The sequence below is a fragment of the Devosia sp. Root105 genome (assembly GCF_001424865.1).
Taxonomy (GTDB): domain Bacteria; phylum Pseudomonadota; class Alphaproteobacteria; order Rhizobiales; family Devosiaceae; genus Devosia_A.
In genome coordinates this window covers 119376-136509 of the sequence record NZ_LMCR01000003.1, presented here as the reverse complement: position 1 = coordinate 136509, position 17134 = coordinate 119376, and the positions used below count along the sequence as shown (strand labels likewise).

At 67.0% G+C, this 17134-nt stretch carries 17 protein-coding genes; 6 read left to right on the top strand and 11 right to left on the bottom strand.

Annotation, left to right across the window (positions count from 1 at the left end; genetic code table 11):
• Window positions 1–66 precede the first annotated feature (66 nt).
• Complete coding sequence (locus ASC68_RS06785) at window positions 67–1515, bottom strand: cobyric acid synthase (protein ID WP_156387270.1); 1449 nt, start codon at window positions 1513–1515, stop codon at window positions 67–69.
• Between the two features lie 45 nt (window positions 1516–1560).
• Here ASC68_RS06785 and cobF point away from each other — a divergent pair, with 45 nt between their 5' ends.
• Window positions 1561–2322 (top strand): precorrin-6A synthase (deacetylating), encoded by a 762-nt coding sequence (gene cobF, locus ASC68_RS06780; protein WP_055876794.1) that lies wholly within the window; start codon window positions 1561–1563, stop codon window positions 2320–2322.
• 135 nt (window positions 2323–2457) lie between these two features.
• Here cobF and ASC68_RS06775 read toward each other — a convergent pair whose 3' ends face one another.
• On the bottom strand, window positions 2458–3768 hold the full coding sequence (locus ASC68_RS06775; protein ID WP_055876791.1) for a cobyrinate a,c-diamide synthase: 1311 nt from the start codon (window positions 3766–3768) through the stop codon (window positions 2458–2460).
• 128 nt (window positions 3769–3896) lie between these two features.
• Here ASC68_RS06775 and ASC68_RS06770 point away from each other — a divergent pair, with 128 nt between their 5' ends.
• A complete protein-coding gene (locus tag ASC68_RS06770; protein ID WP_055876786.1) occupies window positions 3897–4622 on the top strand; it encodes a cobalt-precorrin-6A reductase in 726 nt (241 codons plus the stop codon).
• A gap of 155 nt (window positions 4623–4777) precedes the next feature.
• On the opposite strand, the gene cobM is transcribed toward ASC68_RS06770, so the two are convergent.
• From cobM to ASC68_RS06735, 7 genes are read right to left on the bottom strand one after another with little or no spacing between them, the layout of a single operon-like run.
• Window positions 4778–5560: a precorrin-4 C(11)-methyltransferase gene (cobM, locus tag ASC68_RS06765; protein ID WP_055876784.1), complete on the bottom strand. Its 783-nt coding sequence runs from the start codon at window positions 5558–5560 to the stop codon at window positions 4778–4780.
• Entirely contained in the window at window positions 5557–7335 is a 1779-nt protein-coding gene (cobJ, locus tag ASC68_RS06760; RefSeq protein ID WP_055876781.1) for a precorrin-3B C(17)-methyltransferase, read from the bottom strand. The genes cobM and cobJ overlap by 4 nt, the downstream gene beginning before the upstream one ends.
• A complete protein-coding gene (gene cobI / locus ASC68_RS06755) occupies window positions 7332–8072 on the bottom strand; it encodes a precorrin-2 C(20)-methyltransferase (RefSeq protein ID WP_055876777.1) in 741 nt (246 codons plus the stop codon). Before cobI ends, cobJ begins: the two co-directional genes overlap by 4 nt.
• Entirely contained in the window at window positions 8069–9424 is a 1356-nt protein-coding gene (gene cbiE / locus ASC68_RS06750) for a precorrin-6y C5,15-methyltransferase (decarboxylating) subunit CbiE (protein WP_055876774.1), read from the bottom strand. Before cbiE ends, cobI begins: the two co-directional genes overlap by 4 nt.
• On the bottom strand, window positions 9421–10044 hold the full coding sequence (locus ASC68_RS06745) for a precorrin-8X methylmutase (protein WP_055876772.1): 624 nt from the start codon (window positions 10042–10044) through the stop codon (window positions 9421–9423). Before ASC68_RS06745 ends, cbiE begins: the two co-directional genes overlap by 4 nt.
• A complete protein-coding gene (locus ASC68_RS06740; protein ID WP_055876769.1) occupies window positions 10041–10997 on the bottom strand; it encodes a hypothetical protein in 957 nt (318 codons plus the stop codon). The genes ASC68_RS06745 and ASC68_RS06740 overlap by 4 nt, the downstream gene beginning before the upstream one ends.
• Entirely contained in the window at window positions 10997–12271 is a 1275-nt protein-coding gene (locus ASC68_RS06735; protein WP_055876756.1) for a sirohydrochlorin chelatase, read from the bottom strand. The genes ASC68_RS06740 and ASC68_RS06735 overlap by 1 nt, the downstream gene beginning before the upstream one ends.
• Window positions 12272–12521: 250 nt before the next feature.
• Here ASC68_RS06735 and ASC68_RS06730 point away from each other — a divergent pair, with 250 nt between their 5' ends.
• The gene (locus ASC68_RS06730) at window positions 12522–13424 is read left to right on the top strand and encodes a cation diffusion facilitator family transporter (protein ID WP_055876753.1); all 903 of its coding nucleotides are present in this window, start codon (window positions 12522–12524) and stop codon (window positions 13422–13424) included.
• A gap of 151 nt (window positions 13425–13575) precedes the next feature.
• Here ASC68_RS06730 and ASC68_RS06725 read toward each other — a convergent pair whose 3' ends face one another.
• Together ASC68_RS06725 and ASC68_RS28940 are read right to left on the bottom strand one after the other, a co-directional pair.
• Window positions 13576–14883: a dicarboxylate/amino acid:cation symporter gene (locus ASC68_RS06725; RefSeq protein ID WP_055876751.1), complete on the bottom strand. Its 1308-nt coding sequence runs from the start codon at window positions 14881–14883 to the stop codon at window positions 13576–13578.
• Window positions 14876–15757, bottom strand: coding sequence for an ABC transporter substrate-binding protein (locus ASC68_RS28940; RefSeq protein WP_162247944.1), 882 nt, complete (start codon window positions 15755–15757; stop codon window positions 14876–14878). Before ASC68_RS28940 ends, ASC68_RS06725 begins: the two co-directional genes overlap by 8 nt.
• Window positions 15758–15973: 216 nt before the next feature.
• Here ASC68_RS28940 and ASC68_RS28935 point away from each other — a divergent pair, with 216 nt between their 5' ends.
• From ASC68_RS28935 to ASC68_RS06710, 3 genes are all read left to right on the top strand, one after another.
• Window positions 15974–16144, top strand: coding sequence for a hypothetical protein (locus tag ASC68_RS28935; protein ID WP_176730404.1), 171 nt, complete (start codon window positions 15974–15976; stop codon window positions 16142–16144).
• Between the two features lie 137 nt (window positions 16145–16281).
• Window positions 16282–16734 (top strand): hypothetical protein, encoded by a 453-nt coding sequence (locus ASC68_RS06715; protein ID WP_082527968.1) that lies wholly within the window; start codon window positions 16282–16284, stop codon window positions 16732–16734.
• Window positions 16734–17066, top strand: a complete 333-nt coding sequence (locus tag ASC68_RS06710) for a cupin domain-containing protein (RefSeq protein WP_055876742.1) — start codon at window positions 16734–16736, stop codon at window positions 17064–17066. Before ASC68_RS06715 ends, ASC68_RS06710 begins: the two co-directional genes overlap by 1 nt.
• Window positions 17067–17134: the final 68 nt, after the last annotated feature.

The window sequence follows — 17134 nt, the reverse complement described above, 5'->3', positions numbered from 1 at the left end:
CCCTCCACCAGCTTCGCTGGTCCCCCTCCCCCGCCACGCGGGGGAGGATCACGACTGAGAGATCCCTCATCGCGCCAGCTCCAGCAGCGCATCGAGGTCGAGGTGCCGCTCGAGATGCGCAGCGAGCGCGTCGAGGGTCGCCTCGATGGTGGCCTCGTAGGCCAGGGTCGAGGTCGCGGCGGCAGAACCCAGGAAGTTGCGGCGGAAGGCGTCGGCGGCGAACAGGCCGTGGAGATACGTCCCCATCACCGTGCCATCGTCGCTCACCGCGCCGTCAGTCGCATCGCCGATACGGGCGAAGGGGCGCTCGAGGCCGCGGCCGCGGGTGACGCCCATATGCATGTGGTAGCCCACCAGCGGGTCGCCGGTCACGGCCGAAGTCGCCTGCTCGACGCGCAGCTCCTTGGTGGGGCCGAGGACGGTGTCGATGTCGAGGAGGTTAAGGCCGGCCGAGGTGCCGACCACGCCCTCGATGCCCTCTGGATCGAACACCGTATGGCCCAGCATCTGGAAGCCGCCGCAAAGACCAAGCACGCGGGCGCCGGCGCGATGGTGGGCGAGGATATCGATGTCCCAGCCATATTCGCGCAAAGCCGCGAGGTCGTTGCGGGTGGCCTTGGAGCCGGGGAGGATGATCAGCTCGCCATAGGGCAGCGGGCGCCCAGGCTGCACGATTTCGAGGCTGACGCCGGGCTCGAGCCGCAGCGGATCGAGATCGTCGAAGTTCGCAATGCGCGGCAGGCGCGGCACGACGATGCGATAGCCGCCCTGCCCCGGCGTCTGCTGCTCCTCGAGCGCCAGCGCGTCTTCGGCCGGAAGTTTTCGTGCATCGCTGAAATACGGAACCGGGCCGAGGCAGGGCACCCCGGTGCGTTCGGCGATGAAACGCTTGCCGTCCTCGAACAGGGCCGGATCGCCTTGGAACTTGTTCACCAGCGTTGCGGCAATCAATGCGGCATCGGCGGGATCGATCACCGCGAAAGTGCCGACCAGGGCAGCGATGACGCCGCCGCGCTGGATATCGCCGGCAAGGATCACCGGCACATCGGCGGCACGGGCGAAACCGAAATTGGCGATGTCGTTGGCGCGAAGGTTGACCTCGGAGGCGCTGCCCGCGCCTTCGACGACGATCAGGTCGGTGTCCGAGCCAAGTGCACCATGGGCGGCGAGCACCTCAGGGAGCAGCTCGCCGCGCTTCTTCCAGTACTCGCGGGCCGGGAAGCTGCCGATGCGCTTGCCACGCAGCACCAGCTGCGAGCCGGTCTCACCCTCGGGCTTCAGCAGCACCGGGTTCATGGCGGTGACGGGGTCGCGCCGCGCCGCCCTGGCCTGCAGCGCCTGAGCGCGGCCGATCTCGCCGCCATCGGCGGTGACGGCGGCATTGTTCGACATGTTCTGCGGCTTGAACGGCGCGACGCGCAGCCCTCGATTTGTGTAGGCGCGACAAAGGCCTGCCACCAGCAGCGACTTGCCGACATCGGACCCGGTGCCCATGAACATCAGGGATTTCGCCATGCTGCGGTTCTAGCCGGTGACGCAGTGATCCGATAGGGAGGACGGATGCGCACCATCCTCGTCATCGGCATCGGGGCCGGCAACCCGGACTACCTCACGCTTCAGGCGATCAAGGCGATGAACCGCACCGAGGTGTTCTTCATGCCCGACAAGGGCGAGGAAAAGGCCGGGCTCAACGCCATCCGGCTGGCGATGCTCGAGCAGTTCGTCAGCGAGCCGCGCTACCGGCTGGTGGAGTTCGCCATCCCGTCGCGCCGCAAGGCGGCGACGCCCGACTATCGCGAAAGCGTCGAGGAGTGGCGGGACAAGCTCGAGGTGGCCTACCGGCAGATGTTCGCCGAGCTGCCGGACGATGGCGTCGGCGCCTTCCTGGTCTGGGGTGATCCGGCGCTCTATGACGGCACGCTGCGCATCCTGCGGGATATGCAGGCGGCGGGGTGGGACATCGCCATCGAGGTGATCCCCGGGATTTCGGCGCCGCAGGCACTGGCCGCCCAACACCAGGTGACGCTGAACCGGGTCGGCGAGGCGGTGACCATCACCACCGGTCGTCGGGTCGGCGAAGGCGAGGCGGACGAACTGACCAGCGCCGTGGTGATGCTGGACAACCACCAGGTGTTCCGGCGGTTCGCCGAGAGCGAAGCCGAGATCTTCTGGGGCGCCTATCTCGGGACGGCGGACGAGCTTCTTGTTGCCGGAAAGGTGTCCGAGGTGATGGACGAGATCGACATGAAGCGCCGCGAGGCGCAGGCGCGGAACGGCTGGATCATGGACACATACATGATCCGGAAGCCTGAGAAGAGCTGACGCCTCCTGTCGTCTAGCCGCCGGTGGTTGGCTGCCCCCACCCTTGATCCCTCCACGCAAGAGGGAGGGAGACGCAGACTGAGATCGCCGTGTTGGGGTCTCCCTCCCTCTTGCGGGGAGGGGCAGGGGTGGGGGTCAGCCCGCGCCGGCGCTTGCTTCTGGAGCCACATCGATCACATGGGCGTACGACCCCATGACGCGGCCCTCGACGAGCCCCATCGGCGGCAGCGCCTCACCGAGCGCGTCGGCGGCGCTGAACAGCGGCGTGCCATGGGTCTTGCGGGCCGATGAATAGTGGAACTCGTGGCCGGCGAGCTGTTGCGGGAACGGCAGCGGGCTTTGGTGGGCGAGGCGACGATAGCCGAGGACCCGTTTGGGGCGGTCGATGCGGGTTTCGTGCGGCAAGAGCCCGGACATCGGATAAGCCGTACCGGCCTTGTCGGTGAGGGCGGCGCCGAGCACCATGAAGCCCCCGCATTCGCCATAGATCAGCGCCGACCGCTCGGCGCTCGCCCGCAGGCCGCGCATGAAAGTCTCTGCAGCGGCGAGGCGGGCGGCGTGCAGTTCGGGGTAACCGCCGGGGAGGAAGACGGCATCCGCCGTGGTGTCGGGCGCTTCGTCGGCGAGCGGCGAGAAGAAGCTGAGGCTGGCGCCGGCGTCGCGCCAGTCATTGAGCCAGTGCGGGTAGAGGAAGGCGAAGGCATCGTCGCGGGCGATGGCGATGTGCTGGCCGAGGGGGGGAAGCGGCTCCCCTCCCCCGTGAACAGAGTGGAGCGGCAAGCTCAGTGCCAAGAGGTGATTGAGGTCAACATAGTCCTCCACCGCTTCGGCGGCGGTGGCGACGACCTTGTCGAAGCCGGCGATCTCGTCGGGGAGGACGAGGCCCAGGTGGCGGTCGGGGAGTGCAAGGGCGTCGCGCCTGGGGATGACACCGAGGAGCGGGATGTCGACCGCTGCCAGCGCGGCACGGAGCATGGCTTCGTGGCGGGTCGAGGCGGCGCGGTTGACGATCAGGCCGGTGACTTTCACTTGCGGGCGCCAGGTGGCGAAGCCGTGCGCGAGGGCGGCGATCGACTGCGATTGACGCTCGGCATCGAGCACCAGGATCACCGGCAGGCCGAGGGCGGAAGCGAGGTCGGCGGTCGAGCCACGGCCGTCGGCAGCGCCGTCGAACAGGCCCATGACACCTTCGACGAGCAGCAGGTCGGCAGTGGCGGCGTGGTGCGAGGCGAGGCTCCGCAGGCGAGCCGGCGACATCGCCCAGGGGTCGAGATTGATGGCCTGCCGGCCCGCGGCGCGGGTGAGGATGGTGGTGTCGATATAGTCGGGGCCGGTCTTGGCCGGCGCGACGCTCAAGCCGCGACGCGTCAGTGCGGCGAGGAGGCCGAGGGTGAGTGTAGTCTTGCCCGAGCCGGAGCGGGGCGCGGCGACGATCAGGCCATTCATCCTGGCACGCGAAGATTATGCTGCAAAATCTTGGGACTAGCGGTTAAGATAGAGTTATCGCAACCGGACCGGGGGGTACTGGCGGCGCTGCGGCCCAGTTGGGCGCCGGACTTGGGGAATACAAATAGATGAAGATCCTGATCCTCGGCGGGACCGAAGAGGCGCGGCAGCTTGCTGCGCAATTGACCAAGATGGGCCACGCGGTGACCACGTCGCTGGCGGGCCGGACCAGCGATCCGCTGTTGCCGGCGGGCGAGGTGCGCGTTGGTGGGTTTGGCGGCGGCGACGGGATGGGCAACTACATCATCACCGAGCGCTTCGACCGGCTGGTCGACGCCACGCACCCCTATGCCGAAGAGATCAAGCGCAACGCCGTGCGGGCGGCGGAGCTGGCTGAGATGCGACTGGTGCGGCTGACGCGACCGGCCTGGAGCGAGCCGCAATATGCGTTCTGGAAGCATGTCGCCAATGCCGAGGAGGCCGCGGCCAGCCTGCCCAAGGGGGCACGGGCGCTGCTGACCGTCGGGCACACCCATCTCGACGTCTATCTGAAGCGCACCGATTGCAGCTTCGTGGTGCGCTCGATCGAGCCGCCGGAAAAGGAGCTGCCGGTCAACGCCACGTCGCTCTTGGCGCGGCCGCCATTCTTCTTCAACGGCGAGTTCCAGATGATGCAGGATCAGGGGATCACCCACCTGATCTGCAAGAATTCCGGTGGGGCGCAGACCGAAGCGAAACTGCAGGCGGCACTCCGGCTGCGGCTGCCGGTGTTCATGATCGCCCGGCCGGCTTTGCCGCCGGCGCACGAGGTGCCGACGGTCGGGCAAGCGATCGCGGCGCTGAAGCTGGGGTAGGCCTATCGAGGGGCCTGTGGCTATGGCCCCCCACCCCTGTCCCCTCCCCGCAAGGGGGAGGGAGACCCTCACACTGACGCCGGTACTTGTCGTCTCCCTCCCCCTTGCGGGGAGGGGACAGGGGTGGGGGTCAGCATGCACCGACCTCGACCTTGTCATCCCCCTGCCCTCAGCTTCTTCTTCCCCGCATTGCGCAGCACATGCGCAAAGCTCTCGTCATAGAGCTTTGACTCGCGGAAGCGGGTTTCGCCGAGGACGCGGCCGACCAGGATCAGCGCGGTGCGGGTGATCTTTTCCTCGCGGACGCGCGCTTTCATTTCCGAGAGGGTGGTGAAGATCACTTCCTCGTCCGGCCAGGTGGCGCGGTAGATGATGACCACCGGGCAATCGGCGCCGTAATTCGGGGTCAGTGCGGTCTCGACATAGCCGAGATTGCGGATCGACAGGTGGATGCACAGCGTCGCCTTCGACAACCCCAGGATCTCGAGGCTCTCCGACTCAGGCATGGCCGAGGCCTTGCCCGAAGTGCGGGTGAGGATGATGGTCTGCGATATCTCCGGCAACGTCAGCTCGGCGGCGATACGGGCGGCAGCGCCGGCGAAGGCGGGAACACCAGGCACCACCTCGTACGGGATGTCGAGCGCGTCGAGGCGGCGCATCTGCTCGGCGACAGCGCCATAGATCGAAGGATCGCCGGAATGGACGCGCGACACATCCTTGCCGGCGTCATTGGCTTTGATGATCTCGTCAATGATCTCGTCGAGATGCATCGGCGCGGTGTCGCGGACCAGTGCACCCTGGGGGGCGGCCGCGACGATTTCGGCGGGCACCAGTGAACCGGCATAGAGACAGACCTCGCAGCGCTCGATGAGGCGCTGGCCACGCAGCGTGATGAGATCAGGCGCGCCGGGGCCGGCGCCGATGAAGTAGACGGTCATTTGCTCGTGGTCTCGGCGGATTTGGCCGCGTAGCCGCGCGGCGTGTAGGCGACGGTACCGGAGCCGCGCTGGAAGGTGCGCGAGGTACTGGAGCCGATCATCACGATGGTGAGCATGTCGATCTCGGTCGGATCGAGATCGGCCAGCGCGACGACGCGAACCTTCTCGGTGGGGCGGCCGAGATTGGAGCCGATGATCACCGGGGTCGAAGGCGGGCGGTGATCGAGGAAGATGCGCTTGGTTTCCTCGATCAGATCGGTGCGGCGCTGCGAGCGCGGGTTGTAGAGCGCGGTGACGAAATCGGCGCGCGCCGCGCCATCGAGCCGCTTCAGGATATCCTCGCGCGGGGTCAAGAGGTCTGAGAGCGAGATGCAGCAGAAATCGTGGCCGATCAGCGCACCGGCAGCGGCGGAGGCGGCCTGGAAGGCCGAAACACCCGGATGGGTCTCGAGGTTGACGCGGCGGGCGACGTCGGAGACGGCGCGTGGGCCGGTGGCGTCGAGCAACTCGTAGGCGAGCGCCGCCATGGCGTAGATCTGCGCGTCACCCGAGCAGACCAGTGACACCACTTTCCCCTCAGCGGCGAGCTCGAGGGCGTGGCGGACGCGGCTTTCTTCCTCGCCGAGACCGTAGCGGTGCTCGAGCTGGCCGCGACGTAGATCGGCAACGAGATCGAGATAGAGGTCGTAGCCGACCCAGTCGGTGCTCTGCTCGAGCGCGTTGACCGCTGCGGCAGTGCGCGAGATGGCTTCGCCCGGCCCGATGCCGACGAGATGCAGCACGCCGGGGCGACGGCCGAGGCTTTCGGGGTCGATCGGGTGCAGCGCCTTGCCGATGGCACAGGTGGCGCGGTCGGATTTCAGCTTCTCGACCACCAGCGGGCCGGCCTTGAGGGCAGCGGCTTCGGCGACGCTTGGGGTGCCGACGGTTTCCTCGACATAGTCAGACGGGGATTTGAGGCGGTAACGCTCCTGGAGGAGTTCCGCGGCGGAGAACAGCCGCAGCGGCACCTTGAAGTGGCGGGCGGCTTCCAGCAACGCCGGCTCATCGGCCTTGATGTCGATCGAGGCGATGGCGGCGAGGCTTTCGGGCGCCAGGTTCTGCTGGCGCAGGGCGAAATCGATGAGGCCGATGACCTCCTCGGCGTCGGCGCCACGCTCGCAGCCGACACCGGCGACCAGGGTTTTGGGATGATAGACCACACCGCGCTCGATGCGCAGCTTCTGCTCGGTGACCAGCACCTTGACCGCGCCCAGCGAAGACACCGGGTAGCCGGCTTCGGCGAGGAAGGGGGCTTCGCCTTCGATCTGCAGCTTGGCCCCGAGCAGCAGCGCCATCATCGCGGGCTTGGCATCCTGCGGGGTGCCGAGCACCCAGCCCGCAGGCGGCTCATCGAGGCTGTGGAGGAACTTGCTGTCCGACGCCGTGGTGATGGCCGGATGGCCGCCCAGCTCGTCAGCGAGCTCGCGGGCCAGCCGATTGGCGCCGCGATGGCCGCCGAGCAGCGGCACAATGCTGGCGCCGCCCAGCGACACGGCAAGCACCGGTGGTTCCTTCTGCTTGTTCTCGAGGCTCGAGGCGAGCAGCCGGATCAGGATGCCGGCCGCACAGACCCCGATGATCGGGCGTCCCTCGGAGAACAGCCGCGGCAGCAGTTTCAGCGCGTCGGCGCCGCCCTGCCCGCAGCTGTAAATCTCGCCGCCGGTCGCCTCGGCAATGCGGTTGGCGGTATCGAGGCCGGTATCGGCGAAGATGATGATGGCGGGGGTGCTCATGCGCCGGCTCCGGCGTTGTCGCCCCAGGCCTCGGTGCCGCGATAGCAGAGGATGGTGGAGAAGTACGGCCGCTCGTCATGGGCGAAATCGGCGAGGCGGGTGATGCGCTGGCGCGCCGTGGTGGCATGCTCGACCACCACTGCGCCATCGGCATGGCCGGTTTCGGCGAGCAGCGCCCGGATACGATCGAAATGGCGGCCGACCTTGATGATGGCAGCGACCGGGGTGGCGGCAAGCTCGATGCGGAGCGTCGCGTCGTCGAGCGGCGCCGGCAGCACCTTGAGCATTTCGTTGCGCGCCGCGAGCGGGCGGCCGGCCACGGCGGCGGCGGCGGTGAGCGAAGTGATGCCGGGGACGATTTCGACCGGGGCATGCGGGCCGACCCGGGCCACCAGATACATGGCCGAGCCATAGAACAGCGGATCGCCCTCGCAGAGCCAGGCGACATCGCGCCCGGCCCGCAGATGGACGAGAATGGCTGCGGCGGCGCCGTCATAGGCGGCCTGGGCGGGACCGCGCTCCATCGCAATCGGAATGGCAACCGGCAGGCGCTCGGCGGCAGCGTTGAGGTGCGGGGTGGCGATCTCGAGCGCCAGCGCCGCATCCTCGCCGGTGGTGGGATAGGCAATGACCGGGACGGCGCCGAGCAGGCGAGCCGCCTTCAAGGTCAGCAGTTCGGGATCCCCCGGGCCGACGCCCACGAGGTGCAGCGTGCCGCTGGCATGTTCGGTTTTCATGGCGTCACCACGAGGCCGTGCATTGCCTTGGTGACCAGCCATTGCGTCACCGCCATGCGCGGCTTGAAGGCGCGATGACCGCCGACGCGGTCGAGCGAGGATATGTCGATGCGGGTCAGCTCGCCGCCGAGCTGCAGATGGCGCGAATAGAGCGCATGCTCGGCATCGAGGGTAACAGCGTTGGCGACCAGCCGGCCGCCGGGTTTCAGGGCGCTCCAGCAGGCATCGAACAGATCGTCATTACCGACATCGCCGCCCATGAAGATGGCATCGGGTGGGGCTGTGCGGCCGAAGGTGCCGGGCGCCTCGCCGCTGACGATCTCGAGGTTGGGCACACCGAGCGCCGCGGCATTGAGAGCGATCATCTGCAGGCGCTCGCCTTGGCGCTCGAAGGCGATGGCCTTGGCGTCGCGGGCGGCGCGCATCCACTCGATGGCGATGGAGCCCGAGCCGGCGCCGACATCCCAGAGCAGCGCGCCGGGGAACGGGGCGAGCTTGGCGAGGGTGGCGGCCCGCACCTCGCGCTTGGTCAGCTGGCCATCGGTGACGAAGACCTCGTCGGGCAGGCCGGGAACCGGGGGCAGCAGCGGAGCGGTGAAATCGGGCACGCAGTCGATGGCGAGGACGTAGAAATCGTCGATATCACGGCTGTTGAAGCTCTCGGCCTCGTCGGCGGTGATCTTCTCGTCGGGGCTACCGAGATTCTCGAGCGTGGTGACGAGGCTGCGGCCATAGCCGCGATCGACCAGCAGCTCGATGGCGAGGTCGACGGTGGTGTGATCGGCGGTGAGCGCCAGGATGCGGTTGCCGGGAAGGAGATGCGGGTGCATCGATTCCACCGCCCGGCCATGCAGCGACAGGGTGGCGACCGACTGCAGCGGCCAGTGCAGCCGCGACGCGGCGAGCTGGAAGGCCGAGGGGTGGGGGTGGATGACGAACTCGGAGGGCAGCAGGTAACGGGTCAGCGTGGCGCCGATGCCGAACCACATCGGATCGCCCGAGGCGAGGATGACGGTGGGGGTCTCGCGCAGCGCCATCACCTGCTCGATCATGCTCTCGAGCGGCGGCTCCCATTCGATCAGCGTGCGGCCATCGGCATAGGTGGCGGCAGGCGAATGATCGGGCTCCTCGCCGGCCAGCGCCCGGGCCACGGCCTCGAAGCTGCGCTTGGTGACGAATTCGGGGTTGAACAGGTCGGCGCCGGCGTTGGGGCGGGTCACCGGCTCGAGATCGGCGAGGAAACGGGCCGGGCCGATGACGGTGTCGGCATAGCTGAGCAGCAGCTTGTAGGATGCCGGCAGCTCGTTCGGCCCCCGCTCCCCTACCCCGATGATGTGCAGCCAGGCGGTCATGCGAGGTCTTTCGAAATGGCGTTGAAGGCGGCGCTGGCGATGGCCGAGCCACCGCGGCGACCGCGCACCGTGAGGAATGGCATAGAAAGCGCGTTGGACGCGAGCAAGGCCTTGCTTTCAGCCGCCCCCACGAAACCGACCGGCGCGGCGATGATGACGGCGGGGCGCGGGCCGCCGGCCGCGATCAGTTCGATCAGGTGGAACAGCGCGGTCGGGGCATTGCCGATCAGCACGACGGCGCCGGCGAGGCGGGGGCGCCAGAGCTCGACGGCGGCGGCCGAGCGGGTGGTGCCGAGCGAGGCCGCCAGTGCCGGCACGGCGGGATCGTTGAGGGTGAGGACGAGCTCGGTAGATTCAGGCAGATGGCGGCGGATGACGCCGGAGCGGACCATCTCGCAATCGCAGAGGACGGGGGCGCCGGCGCGGAGACCGTCGCGCGATACTGCCACGACTGCGGGATCGCCGACGATGTCGGCTGCGAGATCGACCATGCCGCAGGCATGGATCATGCGGATGGCGGCGGGGTGAAGTTCGGGCGCAAGCGACGAGAGATCGGCTTCAGCCTCGATGGTGGCGAAGCTCTGCGCATAGATGGCGGCGGGATCGCGGAGGTAGCTCATGCGGCGCTCCGCAACTGAGCGAGCAGCGACTGGTGACCGGCGCCGGCGATCCAGCCCTCCTCGGCGATAAGGATGGCGCGCTGGTCGGCGGTCAGCTCGGTGGGCGGGCTGAGGAAGCTCTGCAGAAGACCGGCGCGGTCAAGCTCGGCGAAGCGCGTGGTGGTGACCTCGACCTGGGCGCGGTCGCGCGGCAGGCCATCGGCCGCGCTGACCGGGAACAGCGAGGGGTAGATCTCGGTGATGATGATCGGCCTGCTGAGGTCGTCGGCGAAGCTGGTTTCGAAGGGCCAGACGGCGATGTCGGCGGCAAAGCGCGGGTCGGTGCGCAGGGCCGCGAGGCGGGCGATGCCGAGCATGGCCTGGCTGCCGACCGAGCCGACGCCAGTCAGCTTCCACACTGGCTGGGCGCTGCGGACGTAACGCTCGGCCGCACGGCGCTCAGGGATGTTGGCATAGGCCGCGGTCGGGCGTTTGGGGTGCAGCGTGGCGTAGCTATGCTGGTGCGGGTGGCCCCAGAAATGTGGACCGTCGGCGAGCCGATGGTTGATCGCCTCGGCAAGCTGGAAGCGATTGGAGCTGTTGTCCGCGCTGTCGACGACGGTGCTGGCCAGGGCGGACCAGAGCTGCAGCCATGGTGGCTGTGGCTCCCCCCTCCCAGCCTCCACCACAAGGGGGAAGGTGTCCGAGAGGCCGGTGGCAGCTGAGATCGCCGTCGCCGCGCCGCGGGGGTAGCCGAAGACGAAATCGAAGCCGAGCATGGTGCGTTCGCCGCGCCCACGGGCGGCAAGCAGGCGGGCGGCGATCTCTGCCATCGCGGCGTGGCGGGTCGGTGGGTTCTGGCTCGGCACTCGGCCTTCAGGGCCGAGTTCGCCGATCCAGATCGAATCCTTGCCGCGCTTCGGCGTATTCGCCGCCGACCAATCCACCGCGATGTAGCGATCGAACAACGGCATCAGCTCTCGCCATCTTCACGGGCAAGGCGGCCGGGAACCTTGGGCAGCGTCACCGGCCCGAGCGGATGGTTGGCGTGCGGATAGGGGTGATGGTGGTGATCGGCATCGTGGTGATGGTGCGCGCCGTCGCCGTGGTGATGGCCGTGATCCTCGGGGTAGCCGTGATCGTGGCTGCCACCGAGCCGGATGACCGGGAAGGCCGGGTTGGCGACCAGGGCGTGCCGGGCTGGGGCGTGAGTGTGCGGGTGGGCATGATCGTGCCCATGGTCATGGCCGTCATCGTGCGTATGGAGCGGCGTCCAGGGCAGGCCATGCTTCAGGCAGAAGGCCTCGTCGCGGCACGATGAATCGCAGTCGCCCTTGCAAGGGCAGTTCTCCAGCCCGCCGCCAATGCCCTCGACATGGTGGTGGTGGCTCTCCTGCTTCAAACCGACCTCGGCCTCGAAGCCCAGCACCTGCTCGCGGTATTTGCACATGGCGCAGTTCATCAGGTTCTGGCCGACCAGAATTTCCTGGATGCGATCGATGAAGGTCTCGACCACCAGCGGATGGTCGTTGAGGTAGGGCGCGTTGAGGAACTCGATATGCGGGTACTTCGCCGCTGCCTCATTGGCCGCATCGTAGATGCGCTTGACCAGCACGCCGGTGAACAGGAAGTACGGGAAGACGATGATGCGGCGGTAGCCGAGCTTCACCGCATGGTCGAGCGCCGGGGCGACGAGCGGGAAGGTGACGCCGGAATAAGCGACCTCGCCCCAGCCAAAACCCATGCCCTCCCAGAGCAGGCGCATGACCTTGGCGACGTTGGAATTGGCATCGGGATCGGAAGCGCCACGACCGACCACCACCAGCAGCGTTTCATGGCGCGGTACATCGTTGGGCGAGGCATCGATCGCCTCCTGGATGCGGTCGCCGGCAGCGCGCAGCATTTTCAGATCGACGCCCAGCTCGCGGCCATAGGTGATCTCGACATCCTTGCCGGCGGCATAGGTGTTGAGCACCGAGGGAATGTCGTTCTTGGCGTGGCCGGCGGCGAACAGCATGCCGGGGACGGCGAGCACGCGTCTGGCTCCGCCGGCCCTGAGCTTGTCCAGCCCCTGATGGATCACCGGATTGGCGAACTCGAGATAACCGTATTCGACAGGAACGCCCGGCAGGCGCTCACGCAGCCGTTCGGCCAACACCGCGAACTCGCCGACGGCAAGCTGGTTGCGGCTGCCATGGCCGCACAGCATCACGGCGGTCTCCGCCGGCAGGATCAGGGATTTATTCATGCTCGCCTCTGTTTTGCACAAAGGCAGAGTTCGCTTTTCGACCAACCAGCAGCCCCGGACTTGGTCCCCGAATTGGGTCGACCGCACCGGGCGTGAGTCTCAGTCCATCAAGGAACGCTGCGCTATCAATGGGTTGTAGTGAGGGGCCCATAGCGGGTCAAACGATTCCGGCCCAGATGCGAACGCTTCTCAAAATCACATGCAAATTCAGTGACTTGCCAGCGCGAAGGGGCTCGGCTATTGGCCGCTGATGGCAAGCGGTTCTTCAAATCTGGCGGTGCGTGTCGCCTATGGCAGCCTCGTGGTCGGCATCCTGGTGCTGGCGCTGAAGGGCTATGCCGCCTGGGCAACCGGCTCGATCGCGCTGTTCTCGGATGCGCTGGAAAGCGTGGTCAACGTGGTGACGGCGATCGTGGCGCTGATCGCGGTGCGGCTCGCGGCGCGCCCGGCCGATGCCAGCCTGCCCTATGGCTATTACAAGGCCGAGTATTTTTCCGCCGTGGTGATCGGCATCTTCATCGCGGTGGCGGCGCTGCTGATCTTCCGCGAGGCCTATTACGGCTTCATCAACCCACGCGAGTTCAAGCTCGATCCGCTGGGCCTCGGCGTCAGCGTGCTGGCGACCGGCATTAATGCCGGCTGGGCCTGGTGGCTGTCGCGCCGTGGCCGTGAGGAGCAATCGCCGGCGCTGATCGCCGATGGCAGGCACCTGTGGACCGATGTGGTCTCGACGCTGGGCGTGTTGATCGGCGTGCTGCTGGCGGCGGCGACCGGCTTCGTGCAGCTCGATGCGATCCTTGCGGCGCTGGTCGGCTTGGCGATCCTGTGGTCGGGCTGGGAGCTGATCAAGCAGAGTGTCATTGGCCTGATGGACGTGGCGGTGGAGCCAAAGCTGCTCAACCAGATCCGCGAAATCATCTCGGCCAATGCCGATGGGGCGCTCGAAGCGCATGACATCCGCACCCGGCAGGCCGGCGCCATGACCTTCATCGACTTTCACCTGGTGGTGCCCGGCACGATGAGCGTCGAGGCGGCGCATGCGATCTGCGACGGCATCGAATTGAAGCTCCGCGAGGCAGTGGAGCGGGCGCAGATCACCATCCATGTCGAGCCCGAGAACAAGGCCAAGCACTCGGGCATCGTGGTGGTGTGAGGGGTTAGCTCTTCGGGCCACACACACGATGTCATTCCCGCGCCGGCGGGAACCTAGTGCGGTCTCGCCGCATCGGTGGACGGTGAAACATCCCACTGGGTCCCCGCCTTCGCGGGGGATGACGCCGGTGGGTAGGTAAGATCGTTCGTAACTACAAAGGCCGCACCGGCGCTGTAGATGTAGTTGGCAAATCCGCCCCTCGCTCCGGCTTCCCCGCCAGCAGCGCGGTCGTCGCGGCATTGCCCTGGACGTTCACCACGGTGAGGATCGGATCGACGATCGGGTCGATGGCGACCAGCAGGATTATCGCCACTTCGACCGGCAGGCCGAGCGGCACGAGGATGATCGAGATCATCGATAGCGCCGCGACACCGGGCGCCCCGGTGGCGGCGACGCCGGCCAGCATGGCGCCGAACAGCACGAACACCATCTGCCCTGGGTCGAGCGCCAGGCCGTAGAGGTTGGCGAGAAACAGCGTCGCGAGGGCGAAGTGGAAGGTCGAGCCGGGCGGGTTGAGGGTGATGCCGAGCGGCAGCGCCAGATCGACGACCCGCCGATCGAGCCGCAGGCCCTCCTTGAGGCCGCGCAGCGCCGAGGGGATCGAGGCGTAGCTGCTGGAGGTGCCGAAGGCGACGACCACCGTTTCGCGCATCGCGCCGAGCGTCGCGAGATAGCTGCCGCCGACGCGCCACCAGATCAGCACCGAGTAGAGCGCGATCAGCACGATGGCGCCGGCATAGATGAAGACCACCAGCTTGGTCATGGCGAACAGCACGTCGAGCCCGACGGCTGAAACCTGGCTGTAGGCGAGGCAGAACAGGCCGAACGGCAGCACGTACATCAGCCATTCGATGATCTTGATGAAAGTGTCGTAGAACGCCTCGAGCAGCGCCGTGGCGCGCTCGGATTTCTCCCGCGCGATGGAGCCGAGCGCCACGCCGAACAGCACGGCGAACATCAGGATGGCGATCTTGTTGCCGGTGGTCAGCGCACCGAAAATGTTCTCGGGGAACATGCCGACCACCAGGTCGGCGAACACGCCCTGGCTGTGCGCCGGGTCGACGCCGGTGCCGGCCGCCTCGGCGGTGAAGATCACCTTGCCGATGACCTCGCGCGCCGCGAGCTGCAGCTCGCCGCCGGGCTGGCCCCAATAGCCCAGCGCGACACCGAGCGCCCCGGCGACGGCAAGGCCACCGATGATCAGCAGCACCAGGCGGGTGAAGTAGCGATTGGCGGCGCCATCGAGGAACAGCCGGCTGAGACTGGTGGCGACCGCGGTGAACAGCAGCGGGATGACGCACATCTGTAAGAGGCGAATGTAGATATCGCCGAGCGTGCCGATGACCGGCATCTGGCCCTTATCCAGCCAGCCCAGCACACCGCCGGCAATGAGCCCGCTGAAGATTGCGAGGGGGTGGAGGAGCAGCCGCCCGAGGCGGCCCTTCAAGACCTCAGCCATCGATCAGCGCCCTGTCCTTGGAGTAGAGATAGGTGTTGAGCACGCCATCGAGAAAGCCGTTGCCCTTGGCCTTGGTGAGGTAGAGATCGACCCAGGCCTTGAGGTCGGTATTGCCGGGCGGCATGGCGATGGCGATGGTGTCGGGATGGCCGGCAAGGTGGTAGGGCCGCAGCTCGACGGCGCCGGCGGAATCGGCGAGCCGCCAGTTGCCGATCTCGATCTCGTCATACATCAGCGCCACCAGGTCGCCGGATTTCACCGCGGCAAGCATTTCGGCCCAGGTGTTGAAGGCAACATTCTGCGCTTCCGGAAAATCCTCGGCGACGAAGCCGACATAGGAGGTGCCATCGATGACGCCGATGCGCGACTGCGGATTGTTGAGCAGCGCCGGGATGTCATTGGCGCGCTCGGGATCGGCGGCGACGAGACGGCCGAGCTGCAGGCGATTGATCAACAGGAACTGGCGGACGCTGACATAGCTCTGAGAGAAGCTGGCGCGCGCGGCGCGCTCGAGCGTATCGCTCAACAGGCTGATCGCCATGTCGGCGCGACCTTCGACCACTTCGTCGATCAGTCCATCGAAGGTGGTGGCGGCGCGGTTGTACTCCAGCGTCACGCCGAGCTTTTCGGCAATGTCCTCGGCGATGGCGGGGTCGACGCCGACCAGCTTGCCCTCCGGGCCGACATAGAAGAACGGCACCACATCCTCGAAAAACACCGCGACGGTGAGCTTGCCGGTCGCCTGAATGCGGGCGATGGCGGAGGATTGCGCGTAGGCCGGCGGCGACGGCAACGCAAACAAGGCCGCCAGCAGGCAGCCAATGGTAAACAGGGTTATGGCGCGGATGGACCGCTCCAATCTGGGTGTAGACACTGCTAGGGCCCCCAAGGCGGCACGCACCCTAGGGGGATATTGTCGCCGAATTGTTAGCCCGACAATGAAAATCGACTTTTGCCGGCGAGTACTTAGCTGGGTTAAGGGCGACGCGGTCGGGACCCGCACAAGCTGTGCAAAGCCCCGGGCGTGGCATGGCCGCGATTCAGCGGCGCGCCTAAGGTCTCCCGGTGTGCATGACCCAGGAGATCTTTCATGACTCTCAATGCGCCTAGCCAGACCATGTTCATCGTCGCCGTCGTCATCGCGGTCATCGCGTTGCTCGGCGCCCTCGTCTCGATACCGTTCGTCAGTGCCTACGCGTTCTGGATTCTGATCGTCGCGTTCATCGTGCTCGCCGCCGCGGTGATGATGAAGGGCGCCTGAGCCCCTCGGTCCTTGACTCTGTCGCGCTTTCGAAGCGGAAAGGTCTGCAAGCTTTCCTGAAAGCGCCGCCGGGTTTGAGGTTGCAGGCCGGCGCATGGCGAGCGATCCTCGCCGCCATGCGCCTTTTGATTTGCCTGATGCTCATCGCCCTTGCCGCCCCGGTGGCCGCCCCGGTGCTTGCCACCGATTGGGGCCAATATGACAATGCCCGCTTCGGCTACACCATCGACGTGCCGCCGGGCTTCGAGTGGGGCAAGGAGGCCGACAATGGCGACGGCCGCGCCTTTCGCGGCGGCGCCAGCAAGCTCCTGGTATGGGGCGGCAATATCACCGAGGACAGCTTCGAAGACGCCGTCGCCTCGGCCAAGGGCTTCGCCGAGGCTGACGGCTGGAATATCAGCTATGAAGCGGTGACGCCGAGCTGGGCGAGCTTTTCGGGGGCGCAGGGCAAGCGCATCCTCTACCAGCGGATGATCGCGCTTTGCGATGGCGCCTATGCGGCTTTCCAGCTGGAATACTCGGCGGTGGACCTCGGCAAGCTGGAGCCGGTGGTGGAGCAGTTGGTGCGGAGCCTCAAAGGAGGGTGCTGATGGCGCGGGTCTACCAACGCGAGGACTGGGCCAGGCACCCCACCCGCCAGTCGGGCGAATGGGAAGGCGGCGAGGCCAATGTCACGGTGATTCTCCACGACAGCGTCGACGCGGGAGCCGGCCCGCGACTCCACACCCATCCCTACCCCGAGACCTTCATCATCGAGGCGGGCCGGGCGGTGTTCACGGTGGGCGACGAGGAGCTCGAGGCCGGGCCGGGCCAGATCCTGGTGGTGCCGGCAAACACCCCGCACAAGTTCAGGACGCTCGGCCCGATGAAGAGCATCCACATCCACGCCAACCCGAAATTCGATACGCGGTGGCTGGAGTGAGAGGGCATCCACCGGCCTCTCAATCATCTCTCCCCTTGCGGGAGAGAAAGCGATTTCTAAGGGCTTAG